This window comes from Halomonas sp. KHS3, from assembly GCF_000830495.1.
GTDB classification, from domain to species: domain Bacteria; phylum Pseudomonadota; class Gammaproteobacteria; order Pseudomonadales; family Halomonadaceae; genus Vreelandella; species Vreelandella titanicae.
This window is the reverse complement of record NZ_JWHY01000002.1, coordinates 952,677-967,507: the sequence shown is the minus strand read 5'-3', so window position 1 is coordinate 967,507 and position 14,831 is coordinate 952,677. Positions and strand designations below refer to the sequence as shown.

General features: G+C 55.8%; 12 protein-coding genes. 7 read left to right on the top strand and 5 right to left on the bottom strand.

Annotation, left to right across the window (positions count from 1 at the left end; all coding sequences use genetic code 11):
• Nucleotides 1-17: 17 nt before the first annotated feature.
• Both lolA and RO22_RS06565 read right to left on the bottom strand, forming a co-directional pair.
• Nucleotides 18-683, bottom strand: coding sequence for an outer membrane lipoprotein chaperone LolA (gene lolA, locus RO22_RS06570; protein WP_009288044.1), 666 nt, complete (start codon nucleotides 681-683; stop codon nucleotides 18-20).
• A gap of 191 nt (nucleotides 684-874) precedes the next feature.
• Nucleotides 875-4,135 carry a DNA translocase FtsK gene (locus RO22_RS06565; RefSeq protein WP_009288043.1) on the bottom strand — a complete coding sequence of 1,087 codons (3,261 nt, stop codon included), beginning with the start codon at nucleotides 4,133-4,135 and terminating at the stop codon, nucleotides 875-877.
• A gap of 131 nt (nucleotides 4,136-4,266) precedes the next feature.
• On the opposite strand from RO22_RS06565, the gene aat reads away from it, so the two are divergent.
• The 3 genes from aat to infA all read left to right on the top strand — a co-directional run bounded on the left by aat (nucleotide 4,267) and on the right by infA (nucleotide 6,161).
• Nucleotides 4,267-5,013 (top strand): leucyl/phenylalanyl-tRNA--protein transferase, encoded by a 747-nt coding sequence (gene aat, locus RO22_RS06560; protein ID WP_009288042.1) that lies wholly within the window; start codon nucleotides 4,267-4,269, stop codon nucleotides 5,011-5,013.
• A 63-nt stretch (nucleotides 5,014-5,076) separates the two neighbouring features.
• Nucleotides 5,077-5,811 (top strand): arginyltransferase, encoded by a 735-nt coding sequence (locus RO22_RS06555; protein WP_022520421.1) that lies wholly within the window; start codon nucleotides 5,077-5,079, stop codon nucleotides 5,809-5,811.
• A gap of 131 nt (nucleotides 5,812-5,942) precedes the next feature.
• Nucleotides 5,943-6,161: a translation initiation factor IF-1 gene (gene infA, locus RO22_RS06550; RefSeq protein ID WP_007111068.1), complete on the top strand. Its 219-nt coding sequence runs from the start codon at nucleotides 5,943-5,945 to the stop codon at nucleotides 6,159-6,161.
• A gap of 191 nt (nucleotides 6,162-6,352) precedes the next feature.
• Here infA and clpA read toward each other — a convergent pair whose 3' ends face one another.
• The 3 genes from clpA to RO22_RS06535 all read right to left on the bottom strand — a co-directional run bounded on the left by clpA (nucleotide 6,353) and on the right by RO22_RS06535 (nucleotide 11,650).
• Complete coding sequence (gene clpA, locus RO22_RS06545) at nucleotides 6,353-8,629, bottom strand: ATP-dependent Clp protease ATP-binding subunit ClpA (RefSeq protein WP_022520422.1); 2,277 nt, start codon at nucleotides 8,627-8,629, stop codon at nucleotides 6,353-6,355.
• A 139-nt stretch (nucleotides 8,630-8,768) separates the two neighbouring features.
• On the bottom strand, nucleotides 8,769-9,077 hold the full coding sequence (gene clpS / locus RO22_RS06540; RefSeq protein ID WP_035538640.1) for an ATP-dependent Clp protease adapter ClpS: 309 nt from the start codon (nucleotides 9,075-9,077) through the stop codon (nucleotides 8,769-8,771).
• A gap of 338 nt (nucleotides 9,078-9,415) precedes the next feature.
• Complete coding sequence (locus RO22_RS06535) at nucleotides 9,416-11,650, bottom strand: NADP-dependent isocitrate dehydrogenase (protein ID WP_041157880.1); 2,235 nt, start codon at nucleotides 11,648-11,650, stop codon at nucleotides 9,416-9,418.
• 175 nt (nucleotides 11,651-11,825) lie between these two features.
• Here RO22_RS06535 and RO22_RS06530 point away from each other — a divergent pair, with 175 nt between their 5' ends.
• The 4 genes from RO22_RS06530 (at nucleotide 11,826) to hflD (ending at nucleotide 14,806) form a co-directional block, all read left to right on the top strand.
• Complete coding sequence (locus RO22_RS06530; RefSeq protein WP_041157879.1) at nucleotides 11,826-12,461, top strand: pseudouridine synthase; 636 nt, start codon at nucleotides 11,826-11,828, stop codon at nucleotides 12,459-12,461.
• Nucleotides 12,461-12,901, top strand: coding sequence for an NUDIX hydrolase (locus tag RO22_RS06525; protein ID WP_039860137.1), 441 nt, complete (start codon nucleotides 12,461-12,463; stop codon nucleotides 12,899-12,901). Before RO22_RS06530 ends, RO22_RS06525 begins: the two co-directional genes overlap by 1 nt.
• Before the next feature lie 82 nt (nucleotides 12,902-12,983).
• Nucleotides 12,984-14,171: a tRNA 2-thiouridine(34) synthase MnmA gene (gene mnmA, locus RO22_RS06520; protein ID WP_041157878.1), complete on the top strand. Its 1,188-nt coding sequence runs from the start codon at nucleotides 12,984-12,986 to the stop codon at nucleotides 14,169-14,171.
• Nucleotides 14,168-14,806, top strand: a complete 639-nt coding sequence (gene hflD / locus RO22_RS06515) for a high frequency lysogenization protein HflD (protein WP_039860134.1) — start codon at nucleotides 14,168-14,170, stop codon at nucleotides 14,804-14,806. Before mnmA ends, hflD begins: the two co-directional genes overlap by 4 nt.
• Nucleotides 14,807-14,831 lie beyond the last annotated feature (25 nt).

The window sequence follows — 14,831 nt, the reverse complement described above, 5'->3', positions numbered from 1 at the left end:
CCACTAACCCTTCACCATTAAAGCTCTTCACGAATAACATCGGTGCCTTCGGGAATTTCGAAATCAAACATGTCCTCAGCAATCTCGCCATTGAGGGTAATATTGCTAAAGGTGATGGCGGTGCGCTGGCCGGTACTGTCCATCATCCACAGCTCGGTTAGCGTATCGGCATCGAACACCATGCTTAGCTCTTCGAACAGCGTATCGGCCGAGATAGGCACTAGGGTAAAGACATCTTCTCCCCCGTCCTGCTCGTAGAACACCTCATAGCTTTCGGTTAAATCGTCCACGCTTCCCGACAGCAGTAACGCAGGGGTATGGGTTACTCGATCGTCCATCTCTTGAACGGTGACTTGTTCAAGGTCGGGATCGTACATATACACATCATCGCCGTCAGAGACCACGGTTTGAGAGTAAGGCGCTTCCACTTCCCAACGCAGCATACCGGGGCGAGACAGCCACATCTCACCACGCGCGCTTTGGAGGCGCTCCCCGCTGCCATCAAGAATTTGCTGCTCAAAATCCGCTTGATAACGCTCAAGCGGATCCAGCCGTTCAGTCAAACGCTCGGCAGCATCGTCTGCCCAAGCGGGAGCACCAAAGGTTAAACCCAAGGCACTTGCCGCAAATGCCAGTGGCGAAGCGCCCATTGCTGAAGTGCGTTTTGTTTGCGTATCGCGCATATAATCTCCCTAGGCAACCGTTGCCCGGTAACTGTTGCTCAAAACTGTTGCTTAAAAATCAAGCAGTGAGGTCGGCTTAACCGGCCATGGCTAACTCAAAAACGTAACAATCAGACGAGAAAAACGCCGCAGGGTTTCACCCGCGGCGCTACTTTCACGCTTATTGCATAATTGTGGCTTTCATCAAGCGGTTAGTGGCCCACCGGAGGCGGGGCAAGCACTTCCCGAGCACCGTTAGAGCCCATAGAGGTCACCACACCGGCGCCCTCCATTGCCTCAACTAAGCGAGCGGCCCGGTTATAGCCAATTTTAAAGCGACGCTGCACGGCGGAAATCGAGGCTTTGCGCGTTTCAGTGACAAACTGCACGGCTTCATCGTAGAGCGCATCCTGCTCCGCATCGTCGCCATCCCCCCCCTCAGCCTCAAGACCCGTTAAGGCATCGGCGGATACGCCACCAGAAAGGATCTCTTCGATATACTCGGGTGCTCCACGGCGCTTCCAGTCATCGACCACGCGGTGTACTTCGTCATCGTCCACAAAGGCACCGTGGATGCGGTTAGGTGGTCCGGAACCTGCAGGCAGATAGAGCATGTCACCATGCCCCAACAGACTTTCAGCGCCGCCCTGATCCAGAATGGTGCGCGAATCAATTCTGGATGAGACCTGAAACGCCATCCGCGAAGGAATGTTGGCTTTGATCAAGCCAGTCACAACATCCACCGAGGGGCGCTGGGTAGCCAGAATCAAATGGATACCTGCGGCGCGTGCCTTTTGCGCCAAGCGCGCAATCAGCTCTTCGACTTTTTTGCCGACGATCATAAACATATCGGCAAACTCGTCGATCACCACGACGATGTAGGGCAGTTTCTCCAGCACTGGATGCGGCTGATGCACTTCCCAGGGCTGCGGTTCCCAGAGCGGGTCTGCCACTTGGGCACCGGCGCGCTCCGCTTCATCCAAACGGCCATTGAAGCCCGCGATGTTGCGCACACCCATGGCCGCCATGAGCTTGTAGCGGCGCTCCATCTCGGCCACGCACCAGCGCAGGCTGTTGGCCGCTTCTTTCATATCGGTGACCACGGGCGCCAGCAGATGGGGAATGCCGTCATATACCGACAGCTCCAACATTTTCGGGTCGACCATGATCAGCTTTAGCTCACTAGGCTTCGCTTTAAGCAGCATTGAGATCAGCATGGCGTTAACGCCCACCGACTTACCCGACCCGGTGGTACCGGCTACTAGCAAGTGGGGCATCTTGCCCAGGTTGGCGACCACAGGGCTGCCACCAATATCTTGGCCTAACGCCATGGTGAGTGGTGACGTCTCCTGCTGGTAACGGTCGGAGTCGATAACTTCGCGCAGGCGGATCATGGCCCGGTTGGGATTAGGTATTTCAATCCCCACCGTGGGACGCCCTGGAATAACCTCGACCACTCGCACACTTTTCACCATCAGGGAGCGCGCCAGGTCTTTGGCAAGGTTACTGATTTTAGACACTTTGACGCCCGCGGCGGGCTTGATCTCAAAGCGGGTAATCACCGGCCCAGGCCAGGTATCCACCACTTCCGCTTTCACACCGTATTCGCGCAGCCGCACTTCAAGCAGCTCAGCCATATCAGCCAACTGCTCGTCACTATAATTGGGTTGATACGGTTCTGCAGGTGTCAACAGCTGCAAGCTCGGCACGTCGCCCTCAGGTTCGTCCAGAGTTTCAAAAGCAGGCCGCTGGCTCTGCAAATGCTCCACGGTCCACAGGGCGGGGCCTTCATCCGCCTCTGGCGTGCTCTCTTCGGGCGCAAAGCTGGGTTCTTGGCGAGCTGCTGGGGTGGGCGTGGACGGAGGAGTAGTCGTTGAGTGCGCTCCTCCATCGCGGCCTTGGGCATACAGCTCATCATCCATCTCTTCATCGTCCCACACCGGCTCAGGCACTACTTCCGCGACACGTTCAGGTTTACGTGCAGGCTCAGGCGCGGTGACGCGCTCAGGGCTCCAGGCAGCATCAGTGTCACCAATATGTGGCTCACCAACACGTGGTTCAGCTTGGCTGCTGCTGGGATCAGCGGTGAGTGATGGCTCACTGCGACGCTCAACGGGCGCGGCATGAACAGTCTCTTTCTCGGCGGGCGCCTCATCGCTGGCAAAGAAGTTACTCCTGGCAGGCGCCGGAGGCTCTTCTTGACGAGTAGCACGCAGCGGGAAGGAAGTCTCGGCTTCTTTGGGTTCATCACCGGGCGCAGGTGCTTGAGTCTCAGGCGCTGCTGACGTTACCTCTGCCTGGACAAAGGCATTTTCCCGCGGCGCTGGGGGTGCCGCTGCTCCCTCCTCTTCTGCCGTTTTAGCCGCTGGCGTCACTGACGGGGCTGCCCCAGGCGCTGAAACCGTCGGCTCCGCGGTAGGTGTCGAAGAGATAGGCGCGGGTGTTTTAGCAGGCACATGCTTATTACTTGAAAACGCTGCGGCCTCCCAGGGAATCGAAGTATCCGTGGTTTCGTTGCTATTTGAAGGACTCGCTTCTGACGCATTGCTCTCTGAAGAGCTGTTCGCCTCACGACTGGAAAGTGGTACAGAGAAGCCTGGCTCACGGCGTTCGCGGCCACTGGGGCTTTTGCCTACTGGCTCTGCCGCAGGCTTTATCTCAGCGGGTGCAGCTTCAGGTTTAGCTTCTTGAGACTGCGCTTCAGGCGCTGCTTGAGGCTTGGCCGCAGTTTTGGCAGTTTTAGCAGCCGCTCGCTGAGCAGCGCGCATACGACGCGCTTGGCGTCGTGCCGATAACCAGCTACCCAACCGACATATGCGCTTGCCGAGCTCATCAGCCACTTGCAGCCACGACATACCACTAAACAGCGGAAAGCCGCTTAAAATTAACGCCGCAGCGATTAAACCAACGCCACCACTTCCCACTAAAGGCCTTAACGCACCGACCAAACCTTCGCCCAAAATACCGCCTGAGGCATAGGGCAGCATGCTATCAGGGTGATAAAAGTGCAGCGCCCCCAACATGGTAGTACCGAAAATAAGTAGCACTAAGCCACCCGCATGGACAGCAATTGCCACGGGGTCGAGTTCAAAACGTACCTGGCGTGAGCGAATCAGCCACCAAGCGGCAAAGCCGAACATACCCGGCCACCACAAAGCGCTGGCGCCAAGCAGTGAGTAGAGAACATCGGCCAGCCAAGCGCCAACCTGCCCCATCCAGTTACCCACATCTGTCTCAGGGCCCTGATAAGACCAGCCTGGGTCAGAGGGTTGGTAACTAAATAGCGCTAATAATAAGAAAACACACAGCGCCAGCAGGATCACCACTACGCCTTCGCGCACGGAGCCTTGTAAGCGCAGGCCAAAACGACGAGCCTTATCCTTTGCGGCGTTAACGCGCGCAGCTGAAGCCGATGATGGTGTTTGACGCGCGCTACGCTGCGTTCGCTTGTTTACTGCTTTATTCACTTTCAAGCGACTCTCCCTTTACACCTCAATGGCGTCTTTAATCCACTTGCGAGTTTGCATGATACCGAGCATCCTTCCGCCGTCACAGAGGCTATCGTAAAGCGCTCAGTACAAGAACGTCGTAACAGGAGCAAGTAATGCTACCTTGGCTTTCCTCGCCACATCCTAATTTTCCAACTACCTCCCAAGCGCTGGCCTCCCCCAATGGCCTACTGGCCGCCGGAGGGGAGCTCTCGCCCGCTTGGCTGGTAGAAGCCTATCGGCAGGGCATATTTCCCTGGTTCAGCGACGACGACCCCATTTTGTGGTGGAGTCCAGACCCGCGCATGATACTCCTACCTGAGCAATTTAAGCAGCGTCGTAGCCTCACCAAACGATTACGCCATGGTGGCTTTCATATCACCCTGGATCAACACTTCGATCAGGTGATTCAGGCCTGCGCCGCCCCGCGTGGTGAAGAGGCGGGCACCTGGATTACAGACGAAATGCGCGAGGCCTACGGGCTGCTGCACGCTCTAGGCATTGCTCATAGCATCGAAGTCCATCAACACGGCCAATTGGTGGGCGGGCTGTATGGCATCGCCATGGGGCCGGTGTTTTTTGGCGAGTCGATGTTCTCCCACGCCCCGGATGCTTCGAAGGTAGCGCTGGCCCATCTCGCCAGGGCCATGCGCGAACATGGCGGAAAACTCATCGACTGCCAAATGCACACGCCTCATCTGGCAAGCCTGGGCGCTATTACAGTCGCTCGCGAGGCATTCATCAACTATCTTAAAAACTGGTTACCCGATAAGGCATTTACGTTTACCACGTCACCCACTGAAACACCCACTGTTCCTGCATCGCTCTGGCTTAAGGCGATTGCCACCGAGGGTAATGCGTAGTGATGAACCATCGTGACGAACTTATTCTGTTCCAACCATTTTTTTACAATGAGGAGGCAGGCCGTGAGTAGTAACACTCCGCGTCGGCCGGTGCGGGATTTGCGCTTTTTCCTTACCGTGCCGCATGCCTGTAGCTATTTACCCGGCAAGGAAGCGACAACGCTGTTTCTCGACCCGCAGGAGTCGCCCGTTCCAGGTGTCTATGACTCGCTGGCGCTGCTAGGGTTTCGTCGCAGTGGGCGCCATCTTTACCGCCCTCACTGTGAGGGCTGCAACGCCTGCCGCTCGGTGCGTATTCCGGTTGACCAGTTTGCGGCTAACCGCACACAACGAAAAATTTGGCGCCGCAATGCCGATATAAACGTCCGCATTGTACCTGCTCACTTTGCGTCTACTCACTACTCGCTTTACGCGAATTACATTCGTCAGCGCCATGCTGACGGCGATATGTTCCCGCCCAGCCGCGAGCAGTACCGCACCTTCCTTACCCTTGATGAGTCCTATGCTCACCTGATGGAGATGTACCTCGACGAAGAGCTGGTTGGTGTGGCTGCATTCGACCAGTTGGAGCATGGGCTCTCGGCAATCTACACCTTCTTTGCCGTTAGCGAGACTCTGGACAAGCGCTCACTAGGCACTTTTGCCATTCTTCAGCTCATCGAGCTCAGCCGCGAAAAAGCGCTGCCGCACCTTTATTTAGGGTATTGGATCGAAGAGTGCCGTAAGATGCGCTACAAGCAGGCTTTCGCGCCATTGGAAATACTCGATGGACGCCATTGGCGGCCGCTGATTCGCTAAAAATGCCAGCTTTTTTGCCTTGACGACGGGCTTACGGCACAATATAGCGCTGTTTCTTGAGTGCCCACCTAGCGGCACTCAAATTCTGACCGATAATGACATTACTAACTCATCAGTGAGGACATGCCTATATGGCACGCGAAGATCATATTGAAATGGAAGGCGTTATCGTCGATACCCTTCCGAATACCATGTTTCGGGTTGAGCTGGAAAACGGTCACGTTGTTACCGCTCATATCTCCGGCAAAATGCGCAAAAACTATATCCGCATTCTGACCGGCGACAAGGTAAAAGTTGAGCTGACACCTTACGACCTGTCTAAAGGCCGTATCGTTTACCGCTCGCGCTAAGTCGTTACACCATTAACGCGCTCGGCTGATTTTAACTGCTCCAGCTAGACTGTCCTTTAACGACAGCGCCGATCAGCGTCAATGGCGGTTCACTAAAAACGACAACGCCCCGTCGATGACAGGGCGCTGCGTTTTTATGCATATAGCATGAGTATTAGAAAGATAGCTTTTAGCACGGCTTAGCGCCCTTTTCAGGGCGCATCTGCCATCTCAGTCTCTGTGGAAAGGTGCAACTCGCCCTCCTCCAGGCTAACGTGGACAATACCGCCCTGATCCGCCAGTTCTCCGAACAGAATCATTTCGGCTAATGGCTTCTTCAGCTTCTCTTGTATGAGGCGCGCCATTGGGCGTGCACCCATGTCAGGATCGTAGCCTTTATCGGCCAGCCAATCACGCGCCATGTCGTCTACATCCAGCTGAACACGCTTCTCATCCAACTGCGCCTGTAGCTCGATCAAGAACTTGTCGACCACATTGCGCACCACCGAGACCGGCAGCGAGTGGAACTGAATAATACCGTCCAGGCGGTTGCGGAACTCCGGTGAGAAGGTACGGCGGATCACTTCCATGGCATCGGTGGAGTGATCCTGGTGCTGGAAGCCAATGGAGCGACGCGACGCCTGCTCCGCACCAGCGTTAGAGGTCATAATCACGATAACGTGACGGAAGTCCGCTTCACGCCCGTTGTTGTCCGTTAAGCGGCCATGATCCATGACCTGCAGCAGCAGGTTAAAGACTTCCGGGTGCGCTTTCTCAATCTCATCCAACAACAACACGCAATGCGGCTGCTTGGTCACCGCTTCAGTCAGTAGACCACCCTGGTCGTAACCGACATAGCCTGGAGGCGCACCAATCAGGCGCGATACGGTATGGCGCTCCATATACTCGGACATATCAAAGCGCACCAGTTCAATGCCCATGATATGCGCCAGCTGTTTGGCCACTTCGGTTTTACCCACACCGGTGGGACCTGCAAACAGGAAGCTACCAACGGGCTTATCGGGAGATTTAAGCCCGGCCCGGGACAGCTTAATAGCCGCAGAGAGACTATCAATCGCCTCATCCTGACCGAACACCAGCATCTTCAGGTCACGATCCAGCTTCTCGAGCAGCTTGCGGTCGGAGCTTGAAACACTCTTCGGTGGGATACGTGCAATGGACGCTACCACGGCTTCCACTTGCTCGACATCGATTGTCTTGGCGCGCACTTCTGGCGGCAATAGACGCTGGTGAGCCCCTGCCTCGTCAATCACGTCAATCGCTTTGTCGGGCAGGAAGCGGTCATTGATGTAGCGATCCGCTAAGCGTGCGGCACTTTCAAGCGCACCATCGGTGTACTTAAGTTCGTGGTGCTCTTCAAAACGTGAACGCAACCCTTTGAGGATTTTGATGGTGTCTTCCACCGACGGTGCCATCACATCCACCTTCTGGAAGCGCCGTGCCAGAGCACGATCTTTCTCAAAGATGCCGCGGAACTCCTGGAACGTAGTCGAACCAATGCAGCGCAATTCGCCCGAAGAGAGCAGCGGCTTGAGCAGATTGGACGCATCCATCACGCCACCAGAGGCGGCACCTGCACCAATCACCGTGTGAATCTCATCAATGAATAGCACAGCGTTAGGCTGCTTGCGTAGTTCGCTCAGCAGGCTTTTGAGGCGTTTTTCAAAATCACCACGGTACTTGGTACCGGCCAGTAGCGCGCCCATGTCCAGCGAGTAGACCACTGCATCGGCAATAACATCGGGAACGTCTTCTTCGACGATACGCTTGGCAAGGCCTTCGGCCACGGCGGTTTTACCTACACCCGCCTCACCGACTAACAACGGGTTGTTTTTGCGCCGACGGGCCAGAATTTGTACCACGCGCTCAAGCTCGTGGTCGCGGCCAATCAGCGGATCAATTTTACCCAGCCGTGCCTGTTCATTGAGATTGGTAGCGTAACCAGTGAGCGGATGCGCAGCGCCCTCACTGCCACCCTCCTCCGCGTCTTCACTCTCAGGTGAAGAAGGCGAGGGAGACGGCCCGTGACCGGCCACTTTGGAGATACCATGGGCGATGTAGTTGACTGCATCGACCCGCGCAACGTTCTGCTGCTTAAGGAAGTATACCGCCTGACTCTCCTGCTCGGAAAAGATCGCCACCAACACATTGGCACCGGACACTTCGCTTTTGCCAGATGACTGAACGTGGAAGACCGCCCGTTGTAAAACACGCTGAAAACCAAGCGTGGGCTGGGTCTCACGATCACCCTGGCCTTCTGGAATCAGTGGCGTAGTCGAGTTAATAAAATCCTGCAGATCGGACCGCAGCTTGTCGAGGTTAGCCCCGCAGGCCTTCAGTACGTCTACCGCTGAGGCATTATCTAGCAACGCTAGCAGCAGGTGCTCAACGGTCATAAACTCATGGCGCTTTGAGCGCGCCACGGTGAAGGCCGTGTTCAGGGTCATTTCAAGTTCTTTGCTCAGCATGGCAGTCCCCTTTTCGCTACTACCTAGGGCGTGTCGCCACCTAGGGCTTGCGTCGGATCAATTTAGTCGACCGGCACTCTCAACATCGGGTACAAATGGCACGGTTGCAAGCCTCACCACCAATTATTTCTCAACGCTTTTAATTGGCGGCCTCAATATCACTTATCAACGGGTGCTCACACTCACGGGCATATTCATTTACCTGATAGCTTTTTGTTTCGGCTATATCGCGCGTAAACACGCCACAAGTGCCCTTTCCTTGGGTATGTACGGCGAGCATGACCTGAACGGCCGTCTCGCTGTCCATGTTAAAAAAATCTTGCAGCACTTCAATGACAAATTCCATCGGCGTGTAATCGTCGTTGTGAAGCACTACCTTATAAAGCGGTGGTTGCGCCAGCGCCGGTTCTGCTGACTGTACCGCTATATCACCATCTTCATCGGGCATATCTGGCCGCGTCATCCCCGCTTTTACGGGTAACACGGTCAAGTATGAACTATCTTGGTTGGGCATAAGCTGCACGGTTGGTTGTCTCGACACTGACCGATGGAAGCGTTTATCAGACCTCACATCGCCAATTCACTAGTGTAGTTTCTTAACTGTAGCCTCTTAACTACTATAATTTCTTAACTACTATAGCTTATTAGCCTAAACGTAAGACGCTTTCGATCAGCAAGGGTTCATGGAAAACTTAAAATATTACAGAGCGCAATAGCGAGTGCAATGCAAAACCCCCGCCCGCCAAGCGGACGGGGGTCATTCAGCCTAATCACAGGCGGTCTCTATTAGCCTTTTGCGACCATGGCAAGCGTTTCGTTGAGAGTCTGGCTGGGGCGCATCACCTTAGCCGTCAGCTCGTGATCCGGGTGGAAGTAGCCACCAATATCCGCAGGCTGGCCCTGAACGCTGTTCAATTCATCGACAATGGTCGCTTCTTTGGCCGTTAGCGCGTCAGCCAGGCGTCCGAACAGCGTCTGCATTTCGCTATCTTCGCTCTGCTCTGCCAACGCTTCAGCCCAGTATAGCGCCAAATAAAAGTGGCTGCCGCGATTGTCCAGCTCACCCACTTTGCGCGACGGCGACTTGTTGCTATCCAGGAACTTGCCGTTCGCCTGATCGAGCGCTTTGGCCAGCATTTTTGCCCGAGCGTTATCGAAGGTGCTGCCCAGGTGTTCAAGGGATGCCGCCAGGGCCAAAAACTCGCCCAGCGAATCCCAGCGCAGATGGTTCTCTTCCAGCAACTGCTGAACGTGCTTGGGAGCAGAGCCGCCAGCGCCGGTCTCAAACAGGCCACCGCCATTCATCAACGGTACGATTGAGAGCATCTTGGCGCTGGTGCCGAGCTCCATAATCGGGAACAGGTCAGTCAGATAGTCGCGCAGTACGTTACCGGTGACGGAGATAGTGTCTTCGCCCTTGCGGATACGCTCCAGAGAGAAGCGCATGGCCTCTTCTGGCGTCATGATACGAATATCCAGGCCAGCGGTATCGTGCTCTTTTAAGTAGCTCTCGACTTTCTTGATCAGTTGAGCATCGTGGGCGCGCTGGGCGTCCAGCCAGAAGATAGCCGGCGTTCCGCTTTCGCGGGCACGATTAACCGCCAATTTCACCCAATCGCGAACCGGAGCATCCTTGGTCTGGCACATCCGCCAAATGTCGCCCTGCTCAACTCTGTGCTCAAGCACTACATTGCCGCTGGTATCGGTGACACGTACGGTACCGTCGGTAGGAATCTGGAAGGTCTTATCGTGGGAGCCGTATTCTTCGGCTTTCTGGGCCATCAAGCCTACGTTGGGTACGCTGCCCATAGTCGTCGGATCAAAGGCACCGTGCTGTTTGCAGTCGTCGATGACCGTTTGATAGATACCGGCGTAGCAACGATCAGGAATGACGGCTTTGACGTCGTGCAGTTGGTCGTCGGCGCCCCACATTTTACCGGAATCGCGGATCATCGCCGGCATGGAAGCATCGATAATCACATCGCTGGGCACGTGCAGGTTGGTGATCCCTTTATGGGAGTTCACCATCGCCAAACGCGGGCGCTCGGCATAAAGTGCTTGAACCTCATCCTCAATCTGGGTCTGACGCTCTTCCGGCAGTGACTTAATGGCCGAATAGAGATCGCCGATACCGTTATTGGGGTCGAAGCCCGCCTGCTGGAGTTCATCCGCGTGCTTACTCAGCACGTCCTGATAAAACTCGCTGACCACCATACCGAACATGATCGGGTCAGAGACCTTCATCATGGTCGCTTTAAGGTGCAGCGAGAACAGCACGTCTTTGGCTTTTGCGTCAGCGACTTCGTCGGCCACAAAACGACGCAGCGCGTTACGGCTCATGACCGCAGCGTCGACGACTTCGCCTTCCAGTACCGAGGTTTTCTGCTTGAGCACCGTGGTGCTGCCGTCGTTAGCGACCAGCTCGATCTTAAGATCGGTGGCTTTTTCAATCAGCGCGGACTTCTCGCTGCCGTAGAAATCGCCTCCACTCATATGCGCCACATGGGACTTGGAGTCGCTGCTCCACTCACCCATGCGGTGGGGATATTTGCGGGCGTAATTCTTGACCGACAGCGGAGCGCGGCGATCCGAGTTACCTTCACGCAGCACCGGGTTAACGGCGCTGCCTTTAGTTTTGTCGTAGCGCGCCTGAATGTCTTTCTCTTCATCGCTCTGGGGCGCTTCAGGGTAGTCAGGAAGTTTGTAACCCTGCTGCTGCAACTCTTTAATCACCGCCTTTAGCTGAGGCAGAGAGGCACTAATGTTGGGCAATTTGATAATGTTAGCTTCTGGGGTCTTGGTCAGCTCGCCAAGCTCCGCCAGGTGATCGCCGATCCGTTGCTCTTCGCTCAGATAGTCAGGGAACTGAGCAATGATGCGAGCGGCCAGAGAAATATCGCGGGTCTCTACCTGAATGCCGGCAGAATCGGTAAAGGCATCGATAATCGGCAGTAGGGAGTGCGTCGCGAGTGCGGGCGCTTCGTCAGTGAGCGTATAGATGATCTTCGGCGTTTTGGTCATTTTTGCGTTAACCTCTCTCTTTTCGCTGCGATGGCAAGAAATCTTGAGCGGAGCGCGAGCTCAACGATGGGCGCCCCATCAGGTAGCCGGAGTATACCAGCGCTGCCCGCCGTGCGCATTGTCGACATACCTATTCCTGAGAGCGAATAGAAAGTAAAAAGGGCAACGAGAAGTCATGAGCAACCTTTATTTACTGCATAAGCCTTTCCAGGTACTGAGCCAATTCAGCGACCGTGAGGGGCGGCAAACCCTGGCGCATTATGTCGATGTGAAAGATATTTACCCCGCAGGACGACTTGACTACGACTCTGAAGGCCTACTGCTGCTCAGCGATGATGGCGAGCTGATTCACCGCATTTCTCATCCGCGCCATAAGCAGCCCAAAACCTACTGGGCCCAGGTGGAAGGGCAAATCGATGACACGGCATTGAAGGCATTGCGCCAAGGCATTGCGCTGAAAGATGGCCCAACGCAGCCGGCCAAAGCGCACAGAATAGATCCGCCTACGACCGCACCACGCCACCCTCCCATCGACCCCAAACGCCACCCCTCGACTAGCTGGCTGGAGCTAACCATAAGCGAAGGCCGTAACCGCCAGGTTCGCCGTATGACTGCTCATGTCGGCTACCCCACCCTGCGCTTGATTCGCGTAGCGATCGGCCCCTGGCGGCTGGATGGTTTGGCACCTGGCGAATGGCGCAAAGAAGCCCTACACGCGCCCAGACCGACGAATACACCCCCAAGTCAGCGACGAATAGCTCCGCAAAAAGATCAGCGTAGGCGGCCCACCACAAAACGCAGGAAACCCTGATGAGCCTTATTCGCAGCACGGCTGCCTGCGTCATCCAGCAGGGCGAGCGCTTTTTGATGGTAGAAGAGCAGCGTGGCGGCCCGCAAAGTGTGTTTAACCAACCCGCTGGGCATATTGAACCCGGCGAAGGTCCCATAGCGGCCATTCTACGCGAAGTAGTGGAAGAGACTGCTTGGCAGGTATCGCTCACCGGATATTTGGGTTTATACGTATTTCATACCGACGAAGGGCAAACGTTTCACAGCCACGGTTTTATTGCTGCGCCGCTTCATCAACTCGACCTTCCCCTCGACCCGGATATCTTCGCCACCCACTGGCTTACCATTGAGCAAATACGGTCGTTAGATCAGCAGGCGCGCCTACGCAGCCCGCTGGTACTCAAACGTATCGAGGATGCACTCAGCGGGCCTGGCTATCCCCTGTCGGTGATTCGCGAGTGAAGCACTCGAAGCCATTACCCCCCATCGTGTATAATCCTCGCCCAACTGCACACTGCTTATTTGCACCCTACTTCAACTGAGGATGCCCATGTCATCCACTGAACCAACTACGCCAGGCTCATCCACCACTGAGTCATCCGCCACAGCCGCTAATGGCAAAGTGATTGTCGGTATGTCCGGCGGCGTCGACTCGTCCGTTTCGGCCCTTCTCCTCATGCAACAAGGCTATGAGGTCGAAGGCCTGTTTATGAAAAACTGGGATGAAGACGACGGAACCGAATATTGCACGGCCAAAGAGGATCTCGCCGACGCCGAGGCGGTCTGCGCCAAACTGGGCATTAAACTGCACACCGCTAACTTTGCCGCCGAGTATTGGGATAATGTATTCGAGCACTTTTTAGCCGAATACAAAGCGGGCCGCACGCCCAACCCGGATATTCTGTGTAACCGGGAGATCAAATTTAAGGTCTTCCTTGAGTACGCTGAAATGCTCGGAGCCGACAAAATCGCCACCGGGCACTATGTTCGTAAAGGGCATGTTAGCCAAGGCGATGGCGATGTTCGCCCGCGCCTGCTGAAAGGCCTGGATAGCAATAAAGATCAAAGCTACTTCCTGCATGCAGTGCCAGAAGCCGCCATTGCCCGTACTCTGTTTCCCGTAGGTGAGCTGGAAAAGCCCGCCGTACGCGCGCTTGCAGAACAGCACGATTTGATCACCGCTAAGAAAAAAGACTCCACCGGCATCTGCTTTATCGGCGAGCGCCGGTTTCGCGATTTCCTCCAGCAGTACCTGCCCGCCCAGCCCGGTATCATTGAAACGCCGGATGGCGATGTCATCGGCAAACATATGGGGCTGATGTACTACACCCTGGGCCAGCGCCAGGGTCTAGGCATTGGCGGGCTTGCCAACTACTCCGAAGACCCCTGGTACGTGGCGGCAAAAGATCTTGATCGCAATGTACTGATCGCGGTGCAGGGTAAGCATGACCAGTTGCTCTACTCCGATACCTTGGTCACAGAGGCCATGGATTGGGTGGCGGGTGAGCCGCCGGTTCAGCAGGGGCGCTTTACCGCCAAGACGCGCTATCGGCAAAGCGACTGCAGCTGTGAAATGCGCGCGCTGCCCGACGGTGGCGTTGAGGTCACGTTTGACGACCCGCAGTGGGCGGTCACCCCTGGCCAGTCGTTGGTGCTTTACGATGGCGACATATGCTTGGGCGGCGGCGTTATTCGCGCTACCTGGAAGAAAGCCGCGGAGGCTGCTGCATGAATCCTACCCCGATTCATCGCGCCCCCGATTCTCCGGCAGTCCGCCAAGCACTTGCCCTTGCTGGCGTCTTTCAAGCCGCCAGCCTGGTCGATGAGCTGGCTCGCACCGGGCAGGTCGACACCCGCGCCTGGGAAACGCTTATTGAGGCCACTGTGGATACTAACCCGGAAAGCTTCGAGGCGATTTATGGCGGGCACCCCAATAATCTGCGCCGCGGCCTGGATACCTTAGAAGCCCTGGTGGGGCGTAAGCAGGCGAACCCGGTGGTGTTGCGCTACGGTTTTTCGCTGCTGATGCTAATGAATAAGCTGCGTACCAATAACGACATGATGGATTCACTGGGCCAAAAATTAACCCGCATTCAGGGTCAAGCCGAGCACTTTGGCACTACCCATGAAAACGTGGTGGCCAGTCTTGGGGAAGCGTACCAAGAGACGATATCCACCTTTAAAACCCGCATTGTGGTGCAAGGGGATCCATCACTGCTGCAGAGCCGCATGATGCCTGAGCGTGTACGCGCTTGCTTAATGGCGGGGATTCGCTTTGGATTATTGTGGCACCAGCAAGGCGGGCGCCGCTGGAAACTGGTATTCCAGCGTAAAGCGCTACGCCGGGCACTGGATAGCCTCGACTAGACGGCTACTCTGTTCTCGATCGACG